The 17,667-nt window shown below is 45.7% G+C and carries 12 protein-coding genes; 3 read left to right on the forward strand and 9 right to left on the reverse strand.

The genetic code is table 11. The features are described 5' to 3' along the window. Positions 1 to 31 precede the first annotated feature (31 nt). The 3 genes from EXA13_RS06465 to EXA13_RS06475 all read left to right on the forward strand — a co-directional run bounded on the left by EXA13_RS06465 (position 32) and on the right by EXA13_RS06475 (position 1,205). Positions 32 to 385: a hypothetical protein gene (locus EXA13_RS06465; RefSeq protein WP_238132455.1), complete on the forward strand. Its 354-nt coding sequence runs from the start codon at positions 32 to 34 to the stop codon at positions 383 to 385. Between the two features lie 214 nt (positions 386 to 599). Next, positions 600 to 953: a hypothetical protein gene (locus EXA13_RS06470; RefSeq protein WP_238132456.1), complete on the forward strand. Its 354-nt coding sequence runs from the start codon at positions 600 to 602 to the stop codon at positions 951 to 953. 93 nt (positions 954 to 1,046) lie between these two features. Then, the gene (locus tag EXA13_RS06475; protein ID WP_238132457.1) at positions 1,047 to 1,205 is read left to right on the forward strand and encodes a hypothetical protein; all 159 of its coding nucleotides are present in this window, start codon (positions 1,047 to 1,049) and stop codon (positions 1,203 to 1,205) included. A gap of 73 nt (positions 1,206 to 1,278) precedes the next feature. Here the strand turns inward: EXA13_RS06475 and EXA13_RS06480 are convergent, their stop codons facing one another. The 9 genes from EXA13_RS06480 to gltB (EXA13_RS06520) form a co-directional block, all read right to left on the reverse strand. Continuing rightward, entirely contained in the window at positions 1,279 to 1,899 is a 621-nt protein-coding gene (locus EXA13_RS06480; RefSeq protein ID WP_078925602.1) for a TRIC cation channel family protein, read from the reverse strand. Between the two features lie 84 nt (positions 1,900 to 1,983). Further along, positions 1,984 to 2,802 carry a vitamin B12 ABC transporter substrate-binding protein BtuF gene (btuF, locus tag EXA13_RS06485; RefSeq protein WP_238132458.1) on the reverse strand — a complete coding sequence of 273 codons (819 nt, stop codon included), beginning with the start codon at positions 2,800 to 2,802 and terminating at the stop codon, positions 1,984 to 1,986. Continuing rightward, positions 2,803 to 3,756, reverse strand: coding sequence for a cobalamin biosynthesis family protein (locus EXA13_RS06490; protein ID WP_238132459.1), 954 nt, complete (start codon positions 3,754 to 3,756; stop codon positions 2,803 to 2,805). Positions 3,757 to 3,766: 10 nt separating this feature from the next. Further along, entirely contained in the window at positions 3,767 to 4,465 is a 699-nt protein-coding gene (mtnN, locus tag EXA13_RS06495) for a 5'-methylthioadenosine/S-adenosylhomocysteine nucleosidase (protein WP_238132460.1), read from the reverse strand. A gap of 105 nt (positions 4,466 to 4,570) precedes the next feature. Next, positions 4,571 to 4,930, reverse strand: a complete 360-nt coding sequence (locus tag EXA13_RS06500; RefSeq protein ID WP_238132665.1) for a DUF1499 domain-containing protein — start codon at positions 4,928 to 4,930, stop codon at positions 4,571 to 4,573. 153 nt (positions 4,931 to 5,083) lie between these two features. Beyond that, entirely contained in the window at positions 5,084 to 6,496 is a 1,413-nt protein-coding gene (locus tag EXA13_RS06505; RefSeq protein ID WP_238132461.1) for an FAD-dependent oxidoreductase, read from the reverse strand. An 18-nt stretch (positions 6,497 to 6,514) separates the two neighbouring features. Continuing rightward, positions 6,515 to 10,978, reverse strand: coding sequence for a glutamate synthase large subunit (gene gltB, locus EXA13_RS06510; protein WP_238132462.1), 4,464 nt, complete (start codon positions 10,976 to 10,978; stop codon positions 6,515 to 6,517). A 396-nt stretch (positions 10,979 to 11,374) separates the two neighbouring features. Next, a complete protein-coding gene (locus EXA13_RS06515; RefSeq protein WP_238132463.1) occupies positions 11,375 to 12,844 on the reverse strand; it encodes a glutamate synthase subunit beta in 1,470 nt (489 codons plus the stop codon). Beyond that, entirely contained in the window at positions 12,845 to 17,386 is a 4,542-nt protein-coding gene (gene gltB / locus EXA13_RS06520) for a glutamate synthase large subunit (RefSeq protein ID WP_238132464.1), read from the reverse strand. Positions 17,387 to 17,667: the final 281 nt, after the last annotated feature.

Genomic DNA, 17,667 nt, shown 5'->3' on the forward strand with positions numbered 1-17,667 from the left:
AAGGATATGACATAATAAAAGGGGCTTTTTAATGAAAGAGCAACCTGCATGGTTTATTTTTTTAGGTCTTTTCTTTGGGCTGCTTGCTATGTTGATGTGGCTATTAGGGGTATTTTTGGTCACGCCAAGTATAGACCGTAAACTAAGGGCAACAGGGGAAGATGAAGTCAGTCAGGTGGTCAAATGGCCGTTTAGAACCTTGGTCTATCTTCATAATATTGGAAACCCTATCGGCTTTTTGCAAAGACCAGGCGACTTTCTGAGCTTTAATTGCGACCGTCAGCAAGAGGTGGCAACACCACTACAACGTTGGATCTGCCGGATTTATGTATTATCAGTGGTATTAATGATGCTGATGATGCTGTTAGATAATTTGATTTGGTGATGGCTTGGCAAGTTAAGTGTTGTGATGAGATAGCTAAAAGCGGTCAGAGAGATTCGATATATTTTATTCCCTGTCATACCCCTCGATCAATACATTTGTTGATTGGCTCACTCGCAGCTACCGCCTATGTGGCTTATCAAACTTCAGAATGGGCGGATAAAACAGCCAAAGATTGGTCTGGTAAAGGATATGACATAATAAAAGGGGCTTTTTAATGAAAGAGCAACCTGCATGGTTTATTTTTTTAGGTCTTTTCTTTGGGCTGCTTGCTATGTTGATGTGGCTATTAGGGGTATTTTGGGTCACGCCAAGTATAGACCGTAAACTACGGGCAACAGGGGAAGATGAAGTCAGTCAGGTGGTCAAATGGCCGTTTAGAACCATGGTCTATCTTTATAATATAGGAATGCCTATGGGTATGCTGAACTCCCCTGGGGTCGTGCTTTGCTTTAATTGCGATCGTCAGCAAGAGGTGGCGACACCACTACAACGTTGGATCTGCCGGATTTATGTATTATCAGTGGTATTAATGATGTTGATGATGCTGTTAGATAATTTGATTTGGTGATGGCTTGGCAAGTTAAGTGTTGTGATGGGATAGCTAAAATCGCTCAGATAGGGGCGACTTTTTTATTCCCCGTAGAGTAAAGCACTATGGCCCATGCTGCTGTTGTTTTGGGGTAGCAGGCCCGGTGGGGGGGTGTTGATTGGCTCACTCGCAGCTACTGCTTATGTGGCTTATCAAACTTCAGAGTGGGCGGATAAAGAAGCGAAAGTATTGTCTGGTGACATTTATGATGCCTTATCTGAACTGATTTAGTGATGGCCATCAAACCAAGGGAAATGTCTAAAAGCAATTGTAATGCATCCACCCCTGTATTGTTGAATGCTCACTATTTGGTTAATGCAAAAGTGGGTAAGGAAAGATGCCAACGAATCGCGCCTAAACGGATAAACAATGTGGACGCAACACCGAAGAGAAAGGCCGTTGAGCTGTCGTAGTTCAAGCTTAATGCACTGGTGTGAACCACTCCTCCGATAATACAGGCGGTAGCGTAAACTTCACTTCTTAGCACCATCGGTATTTCTCGAGCAAGCACATCTCGAATAATCCCGCCCCCACAGCCAGTGACGACACCCATAATGATGGCGATCAGCGCTGATTCCTGATAAATCAATGCTTTTTCAACACCAATACCGACAAATACTGCTAATCCTATTGCATCACAGACAGGAAGGATCCACCAAGGTAAGCGTTTAGGGCGGCGAACGAGCAGCATCGTCAATAAACAAGTAATGAAGACGACCCACAAATACGTCGTATCGGTAATCCAAAAGACGGGGGTTGCCCCTAAGGCCATATCTCGTATGGTGCCACCGCCAATAGCCGTCACGCTGGCTAGAACGACGACACCAAATGGGTCCATCTTGAGTCGTCCTGCCAGTAGTACGCCAGAAACGGCAAACACTGCGGTGCCAAACATATCAATAAGGTAGAGCAGTGAGGTATCCAATTTATAATCGCTCGCTTAACATTCCCTGTTTATTTATCGGGTGAGGTGAATCGGTTGCCGAGTGTAGCAAATACTTTGGCGATATCAAGGTGTCTGTTGCTGTTCAAAATATCCACAAACCTGTTCAATGGCCATGAGTGTCCTTGGTGTTGGGCGGTTAAGCCAATCAGGGTTAAGATCCCAGATGTGTGACTGTTTGACTGCGATGAGTTGTTCACTCCACTGGCTCCACATGGTGCCATGACCGATAGCGTGCTCAGAGGTGAAGATGACCTCTGGTTGCGCAAGTAATACCTGCTCTATGCTGACTTGTGGATAAGCGGATGGACTATTTTGAAAGACGTTTTCTCCACCACAAAACTGAAATATTTCACTTGGCCAACTGTTTTGTGCCAAGGTAATGATGGGTTTTTCACTCAGTTGGAAAAAATAACGAGTCGGTTTTAGGTGGGCATAATGTTGCTGAAGCTGAGCAAGCTGTTGTCGAAACTTTTTAGCCGCTTGCAGACCGATAGAAGGGGTTTCGGCATAGCGGCTAAGGTGTTCTATTTCATCAGCAATATCAAGCAATTGTTTAGGTTGAGAGTAAAAGATCGGGATACCTAGTCTTTTCAGCTTTTCCAGCTCACGGACAGAGTTACCCTCGGGCCAAGCGATGACTAAATCAGGCTGTAAATTCACGATCCGCTCAATGTTGATCCCTTGAAAATTAGCAACCGTCGGGCGAGTTTTGGCTTGTTCGGGATAATCACTGAATTCACTGACGGCAATGAGTTTATTACCAAGCCCGGCTGCAAAAGCTAACTCTGTTGCATGAGGTGCTAAGCTGATAATACGTTCAGCTGCGGATGCGATGCCAGATAGGTTTACGAATATCAAGCTAAGCAGCAAGGTTTGTTTCATTTATAAGCCTTGATAAATAATAAAAAGTAAGAGGCTTTGTAGCCCAATCCAGATCCATGCTCTACGAGCAAGTAGCCGATAGGCTTGCTGCAGGTGGAGGCTTGCTGGGGCAATGCGACCACCAATTTTACTTCTAACGGCTTTTTGTTGACCGTAAATAGCAGGGCCGCCGAGTGATAATTGCAGTTTATTACCCACGGCACATAGTAACCAACCGGGCCCAGGTAACGGCCAAGAGCGACTTTGTACTAAAGTTAATGACAGTGTTTGTTTTACATTGTGACCAAGCATAATCAACAAAGCGAAGCTTCGTAATGGAATGAAATCCAGGATTGCAACCATTCGAATAATGGGTAAACCAAAGGGATAAAATTGTGCCCTAGAAGGGGACCAGCAGCGCGCCAATTCTACCATTAATCGATAGATAAAAGCCCCGGTTCCCCCCAGGATGGCATACCAGAATAACACCCCAATCAGATTGCGTCCTAACCCCATGATTAAGGTCTCGACACTGGCTTTACCCAGGCCCAATGGTGATAGTGTTTCCGTTTCTCGATTAACAAAAGGGGTTAATAAGCGTCGGGCGAGTTTTTTATCTTCTTTCGAGAGCGCTTGGCTCATGTGCTCGGCAAGTTTTTCTGAGTTACGCCAATCGAGAGCTAAAAGCAGTAACGCTAGTTCAAACAACTGAGGCTGCCAGACTAATGGTTTTAAGGCGATACAAACGATGATGGTTGGAATAATCATGAGTAGCCAAGCTAGTGTCCCTGAAATGAGGCTTTGCTGATAGCTGTTCGGGGTATTGACCTTTTGTGCCAGCAGTTCTGAAAATTTATGCCATAAGGTCACCGGGTGAGCAGAACGAGGAATGGGCAATACCCAATGAAACAACAAAGCGCCCCACATGACCAGTAGAGCGCTGTTGGCATAAAAAAAAGCAGAAAATTCGTTCATGAGCGTTAGGTTACTTGTTCAACAACTCAACCATTTTCACCACCATTTCTGATGAACTCTGTGCAGCAAGTGGCAAAAATTCATCAAATGACATTGGTGAAGCTTTATCGGCAACATCCGAAATAGCACGAACCACGACAAAAGGAACTTGAAATTGATGGCAGGTTTGGGCGATCGCTGATGCTTCCATTTCTACCGCTACGACAGAAGGGAAGTGTTGGCGAATATAGGTTTGACGTTCTTCTGTGCAAACAAACGCATCGCCAGTACAGATCAATCCACGAACCGCGTGTTTGTTTTGCATTGACGCTAACGCTTGTTCTGCAATGGTGATTAATTTCTCATCGGCTTTAAATGCAGCTGGTTGTCCTGCCATTTGGCCCATTTCATAACCAAAAGCAGTTACATCGGCGTCATGATGACGAACTTCGCTGGAGATCACGACATCTCCCATGGTCAGTGACGGTTCAAACCCACCAGCAGAACCGGTATTGATGATCACATCGGGTTGATAGTCGTTAAGCAAGAGTGCGGTGCCTATGGCGGCAGAAACTTTGCCGATCCCTGATTGTAGAACAATGACATCTGCGCCATGGAGTTGGCCTACGTAATAGGTACAACCTGCTTTACTGACCTCTTGGCAGTGTTCGAGAGCGTCTTTTAAAATAGCGACTTCTTGTTGCATCGCGCCGATGATGCCAATTTTCATACGATATCTCTTCATCAATAAATAAAACGGCCGCAGTTTACCATGTTGTCTCTGGTTTGATCGAGATAGGTTCGATAGATAACGTGTATTTGGCTTATTAAGTGCTTACTGCAGCATTCCTGCAGCGCTTAATTTTTCTCTTAACGCTTCCACTCTTCTTCGGTTGACACCAAAATCACTGTACCCAACTCGAGATTCTGAACGGACGGTCAATTGGTCATCATTCAGTTTCAGTTCTAAATCATCTACAAAGCGTAAAATGCGAGTCGTACATTCGATACGTAAATAATTTCCGGTCTTTTCCGCTGTCTCTGAGCCAGAAAGCGTTAAAGCAATACGCTCTATCTGCTCTAATGTCACGCCAGGGCGCAGAATAAAGGGGGCAACTGCAAATTTACTTCGTTGTTCTTCGGTTGATACGCAATTCGGTTTATTGCCACAAGGGGTTGAGGTTCGGTCAATCATATTGGCTGACATTCCTTGGCTACAGGCAGTGAGTAGTATTGGCAAACCGATCATGATCCATACTTTCACGATCTTTCCTATTCGGAAGAAAAATGAATCATAACGGATATTCACTTGAGGGGATAACCTTCTCTGTTTTATCCCCAACTTAGCTCACACTTGCAGGTAGTTGAGTATGCCTTCGGCGGCTTTTCGTCCTTCATCTATTGCGGTTACGACCAGATCTGAACCTCGTACGATATCTCCTCCCGCAAACATTTTTTCATGTGAGGTTTGATAAGCAAAGGGTTGATCCTTCGCAGCTTTGATTCGACCCCGCTCATCCAGCTCGACACCAAAAGGGGTCAGCCAATCCATAGCGTGAGGCTGAAATCCAAATGCCATGAGCACGGCATCAGCGGCTAAGATATGCTCACTTCCTGCAATCGGTTCGGGTCGTTGACGACCTGCGGTATCAGGGCTACCTAAGGCGGTTTTTACCACGCGAACACCGGTGACGGCGCCTTGTGAATTGGTTTCAATACCCAGTGGTTGTAAGTTAAAGAGAAATTGTACGCCTTCTTCTTTAGCGTTGGTGACTTCACGGCGAGATCCGGGCATATTCTCTTCATCACGTCGGTAAGCACAAATCACCTGTGCCGCTCCTTGGCGAATCGAGGTTCGAACACAGTCCATGGCGGTATCCCCTCCACCGAGAACCACCACCTTTTTGCCTGCCATATCAATAAAGGGTTGTGGATTGGTGAGTTCCATCACTTGATAAGTATTGGATATCAAAAAAGGTAGGGCATCATAAACACCATTAGCCTGTTCGTTTTTTAAGCCTGCTCGGATAGATTGATAGGTGCCGACAGCGAGAAAGATAGCATCGTAATCATCCAGTAGAGTTTGCAGGGCAATGTCTTTACCAATCTCGACATTCAACTGAAACTCGACGCCCATCTCGCTAAAGATGTGTCGTCGGTTCGCCATCACGCTTTTTTCGAGCTTAAAAGAGGGAATTCCGAAGGTGAGTAAGCCGCCAATTTCTGGATAACGATCAAACACCACTGGTTTGACACCACTGCGAACTAAAATATCGGCCGCGGCTAATCCTGCTGGACCAGCACCCACAATGGCGACTTTTTTCTTGGTCCACTCCACTTGGGAAAGATCAGGTTTCCAGCCCATCTTGAACGCAGTATCGGTAATGTACTTTTCGATATTGCCGATAGTGACGGCACCAAAGTCGGCATTGAGTGTACAAGCCCCTTCACAGAGCCTGTCCTGTGGGCAAACGCGACCACATACTTCGGGTAAGCTATTGGTTTGATGAGCAAGTTCTGCCGCTTCAATAATTCGTCCTTCATTAGCCAGTTTTAGCCATTGGGGAATGTAGTTGTGGACTGGGCATTTCCACTCGCAGTAAGGGTTTCCACAATCTAAGCAGCGGTCAGCTTGTGCTCCGGCTTGTTGCTGAGTAAAGGGTTCATAAATTTCTACGAATTCAATTTTTCGAACAGTCAGCGGTTTTTTCGCGGGATCCACGCGATTAACATCAATAAATTGGTATACATTCTGGCTCATACAATCGGCTCCTTCCCATTATTGTGCTTGAACGCGTAATTCAGCAGCACTGCGACTTTGGTGCCCTAATAAGGTGTTTAAATCGGCCGCTTGTGGCTTAATTAAGTAGAATTTAGGAATCCATTCATCAAAATTAGCGAGAATGGCTTCCGCATGTTGCGACTGAGTTTCTAGTAAGTGCTCGGCAATTAAGGAGCGTAAGTGCTCTTGATGAATCGGCAGGGTGGTTAACGAAAGCGCTTCAACCGATTCCTCATTGACTCGTCCTTGGAAATGGTGATGTTCATCAAGTACATAAGCAAAACCTCCGGTCATACCGGCACCAAAGTTAACCCCTGTTGCCCCTAAAATAGCGACAATGCCGCCTGTCATATATTCACAAGCGTTATCTCCTGCGCCTTCAATGACTGCAATCGTGCCGGAGTTGCGTACCGCAAAACGCTCCCCAGCTTTACCGGCTGCAAACAGTTTTCCGCCCGTTGCCCCATATAGACAGGTATTACCAATAATGGTGGCTTGGTTACATACAAATGTGGTTCCAACATGAGGTTTGATGACAATTTTTCCTCCAGCCATGCCTTTACCTACGTAGTCGTTGGCATCACCGGTTAGGTAAATTTCCAACCCTCCGGCATTCCAAACGCCTAATGATTGTCCGGCGGTGCCATCGAGAATCACTTTTATGGGGGAACTGGCAACACCCATATTTCCATAGCGTTGAGCAATTTCACCGGAAAGACGCGCGCCAACCGAGCGATCGGTATTGAGGATTTTATAATGCAGTTCGAGTGATTGTTGCAGCTCAACGGCGTTGATCGCATCATCGACGATGGTTTGATTCAGAATGCCTTTATCAAAGGGAGGATTCGGCTCGGTACAATAGAGCGGTAATCCTTGCGGAGAGACTGGCGCTTGCAATAAATCAGAGAGATCCAATTTATTTTGTTTGGCGGTCATACCTGCAATGACGGTTAATAAATCGGTACGACCAATTAAGTCGGTGAGCTTTTCCACTCCTAGTTCAGCTAAGTAACCTCGAACCTCTTGTGCTAAACCTTGAAAGTAGTGCATAACCATTTCAGGCAAGCCCTTGAAATATTTTCTACGCAGGGTTTCATCTTGGGTTGCCACGCCTGTTGCGCAGTTATTTAAATGACAAATACGTAGATATTTACATCCCATCGCCACCATAGGTGCGGTGCCAAAACCAAAGCTTTCAGCCCCTAAAATGGCGCCTTTAATGACATCTAACCCCGTTTTTAATCCTCCATCGACTTGGAGGCGAATTTTGTGACGTAATCCATTCGCAACGAGCGCTTGTTGAGTTTCGGCTAGCCCTAATTCCCAAGGGCTTCCGGCATATTTTACTGAGGTCAGTGGGCTGGCTGCGGTGCCCCCATCATAACCAGAAATGGTGATGAGATCGGCATAGGCTTTTGCTACTCCTGTGGCAATAGTGCCCACTCCCGGTTCAGAAACCAGTTTCACGGAAACCAGTGCTTTAGGATTGATCTGCTTCAGGTCGAAGATTAACTGGGCAAGATCTTCAATCGAGTAAATATCATGGTGAGGAGGGGGAGAAATCAGAGTCACGCCTTGTACGGAGTAGCGAAGTTTGGCAATTTCTGCGGTAACTTTATGTCCGGGCAACTGACCACCTTCTCCCGGTTTAGCACCCTGCGCGATTTTAATTTGCAGCACATCGGCATGGGTTAAATAGTGGGGAGTGACACCAAAACGACCGGATGCCACTTGTTTAATTCGTGAATTTCGTTCGCTATTAAAGCGTTTTGGATCTTCCCCGCCTTCCCCTGAGTTAGAAAAACCGCCGAGACGATTCATGGCAATTGCCAGCGCTTCATGGGCTTCAGGGCTGAGCGCTCCAATTGACATCGCCGCCGAGTCAAAGCGAGAAAAGAGCTCACTGGCGGGTTCAATCTGATTTAAAGAAAGAGGGGATGTGGATTTTTTCAGCTGCATTAAGTCACGTAATGTGGCGACGGGGCGTTCGTTCACCTGCTGGGCAAATTTTGCATAAGCCTGATAGTCACTGGCTTGAACGGCTTGTTGGAGATGGTTGACGACATCTGGGTTATAAGCATGGTATTCACCACCATGAACATATTTGAGCAGCCCTCCCTGTTCAAGCCCTTTACGTCTTAGCCATGCCCGACGGTTGAGGTTAAAGAGATCTTGCTGGATGTCATCAAAGTTAGCCCCCTGAATACGTGATGCGACACCTTTAAAGCAGAGATCGACAACTTCTTGGTGTAATCCCACCACTTCAAATAATTGTGAGCAACGGTAAGAGGCGACAGTCGATATCCCCATTTTTGACATGATCTTATATAAGCCTTTATTGATTGCTTGTTGATAATTGATCATGGTTTGTCGATAGGTATGGGGGATAACGGCATCATCGACCAGTTGCCCCAAGACTTCATACGCTAAATAAGGGTAAACAGCGGTTGCACCAAAGCCAATTAGCACCGCAAACTGGTGAGGATCGCGTGCACAGGCGGTTTCAACAATAATATTGGCGTCACAGCGTAAGTTTGCTGTTACTAAACGAGACTGTACCGCCCCAACCGCCATTGCGGCGGGGATGGGCAGCTTGGCTTGGTTAAGAGCACGGTCAGACAAGATGACTAATACTGTACCAGCTCGGACAACCTGTTCTACTTGATCACATAAATCCATAATCGCTTGGCGCAGATCTTTCTCTTGGGGATCATAATGAATATCGACCATAGTGTTCCGATAATATTGATGATTTAATGCGAGTAGCTGCTGCATATCGGAGTAGAGGAGAACGGGAGAGTCGAACGTCACGCGATAAGCATGACCATCGGTTTCACAAAAAACGTTCATCTCTTGACCAATGCTGGTGGCCAGTGACATCACATGTTTTTCACGCAGTGGATCAATCGGCGGATTGGTGACTTGGGCAAATTTCTGGCGAAAATAGTCACTGATCAAACGTTCTTTACTCGACAGCACCGCCATTGGAGTGTCATCACCCATTGATCCGACGGCTTCTTGCCCGACGTCTCCCATCACACGCAACACTTGATCGACTTCTTCATTACTCATGGCAAACTGTTTTTGATAGGTTTGCAGTAAGTGTTGGTCAAAACTTTTTTCACCCACTTGGCTGTCATCCAACTGAGCAAAAGGAGCCAGTTTATGGACATGGGTTTCCATCCATTGTCGGTAAGGATGGCGATTTTTTAGTTCATCATCAATCTCCTTTGAGAACCATATTTTGCCTTTTTTGGTATCGATGACTAATAGCTCTCCTGGGCCGACTCGACCTTTTTCGGCCACTTCATCGGGGGCGTAATCCCAAATACCGACCTCTGATGCTAATGTGATCCATTTATCTTTAGTGATGACGTAGCGAGCGGGGCGCAGACCATTACGATCCAGATGACAAGCCGCATAACGACCATCAGACAGAACAATACCTGCTGGCCCATCCCACGGCTCCATATGTTTAGAGTTAAAATCGTAAAAAGCTTTAAGATCAGGATCCATATCTGGATGGTGTTGCCAAGCGGGAGGTACTAGTAAACGCATGGCTCGAAAGAGATCCATACCACCAGCCAGAAAGAGCTCTAGCATATTATCCAAACTTGATGAGTCTGAACCCGTTTCATTGACAAACGGTGCCGCAGTGGCGAGATCAGGTAGTAGAGGCGAAGTCAGTTTGTATGCGCGTGCTCTTGCCCACTGTCGGTTTCCTTCAATAGTGTTGATTTCTCCATTATGAGCTAAATAGCGAAAAGGTTGTGCTAGAGGCCAACGCGGCTGAGTATTGGTTGAAAAGCGCTGGTGGAACAAACAGATAGAGGATTCAAGCCGTAAATCTGCCAAATCAAGATAAAAGCGGGGCAGATCTGCAGGCATACAAAGCCCTTTGTACACAATGACTTGAGTGGAAAGAGAGCAGATATAAAAATCGGGATCATTCATTAACTGTTTTTCGATGCGCCGCCGAGCAATATATAAGCGTCGTTCAATATCCCCTTGTTGCCATCCAGCGGGCGCTGAAATAAAAATTTGTTGAATATCGGGCTGGGCAACTCGAGCAATCGAGCCGAGAACTTGTGGATTTGTTGGGACGGTACGCCAACCTGTAATCGAAAGGGTTTCTTGCTTTAATTCTTTATTGATGATGTCCCGAGCACTTTGTGCTTTGATAGGATTTTGGCTGAGAAAAATCATGCCGATAGCGTATTGTTTGGCTAAAGACCAGTTTTGTTCGCTGGCGATTAAGCGGAAGTAACGATCGGGCTTTTGCAGCAGTAATCCACAGCCGTCGCCAGTTTTTCCATCGGCGGCAATACCGCCTCGGTGAGTCATGCGATCTAAGGCTGAAATGGCCGTACGAACCAGTTTGTGGCTCATTTGTCCTTCTATATGGGCAATTAAACCAAAGCCACAGTTATCTTTTTCAAGGTTGGGGTTGTATAGCGCCATGGCAATACTCCTTTTGCTTAGCTGTCATCCTGACAGTCAAATCATGCACTCTTTGCCGTGAGCGTGATAGTTAACAGATTAGCTAATGTTTAGCTACATGTTATTCACAACCTATCGCTTGTTATGAAAAAGATCAAGTTTTTAGATTATCGTCATATATTTTGAAAATATTTAGTTTAACTCACTAAAAATAAACATTTTGAAAGTTTTTTGATATGAAAATGCCAATTGAGGAGCGGGGATGAACCCATATTAATCACCAATGAAAGGAAAATTCTCAGCTAATGAGAAGAAAGCAAAAAAGGCTAACGTGAACGTTAGCCAAGTTGGAAAGGATGAAAAGGAAATAGACAGAAAAGCATTCCCCCACCACGATAAGTGAAGTGGGGGATTTGTTTAAGCAGAAAGCATTAATGAGTCCGCTTTGGCTTCGAGATGGGTATTTCCCATCAGAAAGGCATCAATTGCTCTTGCGGACTCTCGACCTTCATTAATACAACGAACGACGAGTGATTGCCCCGTTCGCATATCTCCAGCTGCAAATACCCCTTTTTGGTTGGTTGCAAAACCTTGAGTTGCAACGTTTCCACGCTCATCAAGTTTGATATCAAGTTGAGCAAGTACGCCATGTGGCTCAGGATGAAGAAAGCCCATCGCAAGGAAAGCCATGTCACAAGAAATGATGCGTTCACTACCTGCCACTTCACTGAATTCAGGACGTTGGCCCGGAGCGGCCTCTTGCCAAACAATATCAGCAATGCGCAGTCCAGTCACTTCGCCATCGTCGTTACCAATAAACTCTTTTGTGAGAATATTCCAGTGGCGTTCACATCCTTCTTCATGGGAGGTTGAAGTACGAAGGATCATCGGATATTGCGGCCAAGGCATATTGGCTGGGCGTTTTTCAGGTGGCATCGGCATAATTTCTACCTGAGTAATACTGGTAGCCCCATGACGATTGGAGGTTCCCACACAGTCAGAACCGGTATCACCACCACCAATCACGACAACATGTTTACCTTTGGCATGAATTTCTTCACCTTTAAGATCCATGCTGTTTGCTCGGCGATTATTCTGACCGAGGAACTGCATAGCAAAATAAACCCCCTTCAGTTCACGCCCAGGTATCGGGAGATCACGAGGAACGGTTGAGCCACCAGTTAACAGAATGGCATCAAACTCTTGGCGTAGTTGCTGTGCGTTGATATCGACACCCACATGTGCATTGACCACAAATTGCACCCCCGCTTTTGCCATAAGGTCAACTTTGCGATCAATCACCGCCATGCTCAGTTTGAAATCAGGAATCCCAAAGCGGAGTAATCCACCAACTTTCTCATCCCGTTCAAATACCGTGACTGTGTGACCTGCACTATTAAGCTGCTCAGCCGCAGAAAGTCCGGCTGGACCAGAACCAATGATCGCCACTTTTTTTCCTGTTCGTGAACGAGGTGTTTTAGGTTTGGCATAGCCTTCTTGATAGGCGCGTTCAACGATAGTCTTTTCGATATTACAGATGGTGATGGGATCTTGGTTAATGCCAAGTACACATGCCGTTTCGCAAGGTGCAGGGCAAACACGCCCCGTAAATTCGGGGAAGTTATTGGTTGAGCTTAAGATCTGCCATGCTTCTTCCCAGCTATCTCGATAAACCGCATCGTTAAATTCAGGAATGATGTTGCCAATCGGGCATCCGCTATGGCAAAACGGAACCCCACAGTCCATACAACGTGCAGCTTGTTGATTAATTTTATTCCCAAATTCTTGATTAAGAACGAATTCATGGTTGTTCTTGATTCGCTCTGCTGGGTCGATTTTCTTTGGTAGTTCACGACCAAACTCTAAAAATCCAGTTGCTTTACCCATTTACACTGCCTCCGCTTCTTCCATTGCCGCTGCGGCTTCCTGACGTTTTTGAAGTACTGCTTTATAGTCTCGTGGCATGACTTTTACCATAGAGGCTAAGTGATGTTCAAAATCGCTCAGGAAAGCTTTTGCTACTTCACTTCCTGTGAATTGGACATGTTTGGTGAGCATGTCTTTTAAGAGCGCTTTATCTTCTGGTTCAATCGGATCGAGATCTACCAACTCAGGGTTGAGTTTTTGGTTAAAGTCGCCCGCTTTGTCCCAGACATAAGCGATTCCTCCACTCATTCCAGCGGCAAAGTTACGCCCTGTTGAACCTAAGATAATTGCCACACCACCAGTCATATATTCACAACCGTGATCTCCAACGCCTTCAACCACAACTTTTGCGCCAGAGTTACGAACACAGAAACGTTCACCGGCTAAGCCGCGGATGAAAGATTCACCAGAGGTTGCTCCATAGAAGCAGACGTTACCAACCACAATATTGTCTTCAGCAATCAGGGTTGAATGGCGGTTTGGATAGAGAACCAAAGTACCGCCAGATAGCCCTTTACCCCAATAGTCGTTTGCGTCACCTTCCACTTCAAAATGGACACCTTTAGCCAAGAATGCCCCAAAAGATTGACCCGCACTGCCATTAAATTTCACGTGCATAGGTTGAGGTAAACCTTGATCTTTATACACTTTAGAAATTTCATTAGAAAGCATAGTGCCTGTACTGCGATCGGTGTTAATGATCGGAAATTCTGCGTTAATCGGCAGACATTTCTCAAGTGCGGGCTGAGCGATTTTAATCAATTGACGATCGAGAATACTTTCCAAGTTATGGTTTTGTGTGGTTTGACAGTAGATACCGTCAGCCTCACGAGGAGGCTCAAGATACAATAAAGTTGAGAGATCGAGATTTTTGTATTTCCAGTGGCCAATATCATCACGAACTTTCAATTTTTGTGCTTGGCCGACCATTTCATCAATGGTGCGGAACCCAAGTTCAGCCATGATTTCACGCAAACCTTGCACCATGTATTGGAAGAAGGTAACGACATCTTCGACACGGCCATCAAAACGTTCACGGAGTGTTTTATTTTGTGTGGCAATTCCGACAGGGCAGGTATTTTTATGACACTTACGCATCATGATACACCCTTCAACGACAAGCGCGGCGGTAGCAATACCCCATTCCTCGGCACCAAGCAGAGTTGCGATGGCAATATCGCGTGGTGTTTTCATCTGCCCATCAGCTTGTACCACGATACGGTTACGTAGGCCGTTTTTCAGTAGAGTTTGATGTGTTTCTGCTAAGCCTAATTCCCAAGGAAGTCCAGTATGGCGAATCGATGAAATAGGCGATGCACCTGTACCGCCGTCATGGCCTGCAATGAGTACGACATCTGCTTTAGCTTTTGCAACCCCAGAGGCAATGGTTCCCACCCCAGCTTCTGACACCAGTTTGACGTTAACGCGACCCTTACGGTTGGCATTTTTCAAATCAAAGATCAGTTGAGCTAAATCTTCAATAGAATAAATGTCATGGTGTGGTGGTGGTGAGATGAGACCGACACCTGGTGTTGAGTGACGAGTTGCTCCGATCCAATCATCGACTTTATCGCCCGGAAGTTGACCCCCTTCACCCGGTTTCGCTCCTTGTGCCATTTTTATCTGAATTTCATCCGCGTTGGCTAAATAGTAAGAGGTAACACCAAAGCGGCCAGATGCGACCTGTTTAATTGCAGAGCGTTCCCAGTCACCATTTTCTTTGCGGATAAAACGAGCGGGATCTTCACCGCCTTCACCGGAGTTCGACTTCGCACCTAGGCGGTTCATCGCAACCGCTAAGGTTGAGTGAGCTTCGTGAGAGATTGAACCAAATGACATCGCTCCGGTTGCGAAACGTTTGACAATGTTTTCAATCGGTTCGACTTCTTCGATGGGAATAGAACCTGCCGGATTTTTTACGAAATCCAGTTGGCTACGTAGTGTGACGGCTTTATCGCCTTGGCTATCTACTGCTGCCGCATACTGTTTAAATTGCTGATAGTCTTTATTACGGGTTGAATGCTGAAGTAGATGGATCGTTTCAGGGTTGAACAGGTGTTTTTCACCTCGTTGTTTCCATTGATAAACACCACCCACATCCAGCATTTGCAGAGGGATTTCACGAGTTGGGTAACCAATACGATGACGAACTACGACTTCTTTCGCTATGTCATCGAGAGTCAAACCTTGAATACGAGTAATCGTACCGGTGAAATACTTATCAACGACAGCTTTACTGATCCCCAATGCTTCAAAAATCTGAGCGCCATGGTAAGACTGTAGGGTTGAAATGCCCATTTTAGAGAAGATCTTCAATAGACCAGCGTTGATACCTTTACGATAGTTTTCAAAGTATTTCTCAACCGATACCTCTACATCCAGTTTGTTACGGCGCTGAAGATCAACAATGGTTTCAACAACCAAGTAAGGGTTGACGGCGTTTGCACCATAACCGACTAAGGTTGCAAAGTGATGGGTTTCACGTGCATCTCCAGTTTCCACCACAATGCCACATTTCGAGCGTAACCCTTTACGGATTAAGTGGTGATGGACAGCACCGACTGCCAGCATGGCTGGAATAGCCGCATGGTTTGAGTTGACGGCACGGTCTGTCAACAAAATGATCGAGTAACCATCAATGACCGCATCTTCTGCGTATTGACAGATGCGCTTTAGCGCTCGTTCTAGCTTGCCGGGCTCTTCGCTAGCTTGGAAAACAATATCCAGCGTTTTGGCCTGCAGATGTTCATTATCAATTGCCCGCAGTTTTTCTAATTCGGCATTGGAAATCACGGGAGATTCCAGCTCCACTTTACGACAGTGAGCCGGTGACTCAGCCAGCAAGTTTTGATCGCGGCCGATATAGGTATTGAGTGACATCACCATTCGTTCACGAATGGGATCAATCGGTGGGTTAGTCACTTGCGCGAACAACTGCTTAAAGTAATTAGCAAGGTGTTGTGATTGATGAGACAGTACCGCAACCGGCCAGTCAGCTCCCATCGAACCTAATGGTTCATACCCTGTTTCCGCCAGCGTAAAAATGATGTCATTTGCTTCTTCACTGCTGACACCAAAGGCTTGTTGACGATGTAGTAGACGTTCAGGCGACGGTTGGCTATGAACGTTATCCGCTTCAGGAAGCTTTTTCAGGCTGAGTAAGTTCTCTTCTACCCATTTTTCATAAGGTTGGGCATTGGCAATGCCATCTTTCACTTCTTCGTCAGAGATAATGCGGCCTTGTTCAAGATCGGCGACAAAAATACGTCCCGGTTGCAAACGCCCACGATATTCCACATTGGCTGGGTCAATTTCGACCACGCCTGTTTCTGAAGCCATGATTAAGAAATCATCTTTGGTCACGGTATAACGAGAAGGACGTAAGCCATTCCGATCGAGCGTTGCCCCGACTTGTACACCATCAGTAAAGCAGACAGAAGCTGGGCCATCCCACGGTTCCATGATATTGGCATGGTACTGATAAAACGCACGGCGTTTGGGATCTAGGGTTTTATTTTCTTGCCATGCTTCAGGAATCATCATCATCAGTACATGTGGCAAACTGCGCCCAGACAAGACTAATAACTCTAAAACCATATCAAAGTTAGCGGAATCAGAGGCGCCTTCCTGACAAATTGGCAGCAACATATCGATTTCAGCTTGAGTAAAGAGATTCGATTGAAGAATCGCTTCTCGTGCTTTCATCCAGTTTAAATTTCCGCGTACGGTATTGATTTCACCGTTATGAGCTATATAACGGAAAGGTTGCGCGAGACGCCATCTTGGGAAAGTGTTGGTAGAAAAGCGTGAGTGAACCAAAGCGAGCGCGGTCACCATGGTTGGGTTTTGTAAATCGAGAAAGTATTGAGGAACTTGCTCAGTGGTTAACTGACCTTTATAGACCAGTGTCTTATAGGAAAGTGAGTTGATGTAAAAATCATCACCAATATTTGAGACACTTTCTAAACAAACGCGAACGGTATAATTACGCAGGACGTAAAGTTTACGCTCTAGCTCTTCTGGCGTCGTCCCTGGGCCTGCTGAAATAAAGACATGTTCAAATTGAGGCTCGGTACTTAATGGATCGGCCCCTAGCATTGAATTATCGGTAGGCAGGACACGATAACCTAAGACATCGAGATCAAGACGCTTAGCATTGCGTTCAAGAATATCTCGGCATTGAGCACGCTTATGCTCATCTTTGGGAAACAGCACAACACCCACACCATATTTTTCAAATGATGGGAGTTTAATGCCAAGTTTAACTGCTTCCTCTAATAAAAACTCATGGGGTTTTTGCAACAAAATCCCCGCACCATCACCACTACATGGGTCACAACCTTGACCACCGCGGTGTTCCATTCGCGCTAGCATATCCAGAGCTTGGGTGACAACTTGGTGTGATTTACGGTTCTTTAGGTGAGCAACAAAACCAATACCGCAAGCGTCATGCTCTAATTCTGGCGTATATAGACCTTGCGAACTTTGCTCTCTATCTACCATAGATACATCCTTCCAGTTCAAGCGGACACAGATAAGCCAAGGCAAGCCCCAGCATTGCATCCAATCCTTATTGTTATCAATGTAAATCAACCCGTGCAGGTTAATTCGCTTCCTTTCCGTCTCTCACAGGAATTATTTTGTGAGAAAAACAATCCTTAGTGATATTCCTTTTATCTGGCCACTTTTATAGTGGATTATATAGGTAGGGATGGAATATCACCGATGTTTCCTAATGTTATTTGTAATAAAACAAACAAAAATCATTGGGAAACTGTAAGTAT

The organism is Vibrio cincinnatiensis (assembly GCF_022113815.1).
Taxonomy (GTDB): Bacteria; Pseudomonadota; Gammaproteobacteria; order Enterobacterales; family Vibrionaceae; genus Vibrio; species Vibrio cincinnatiensis_A.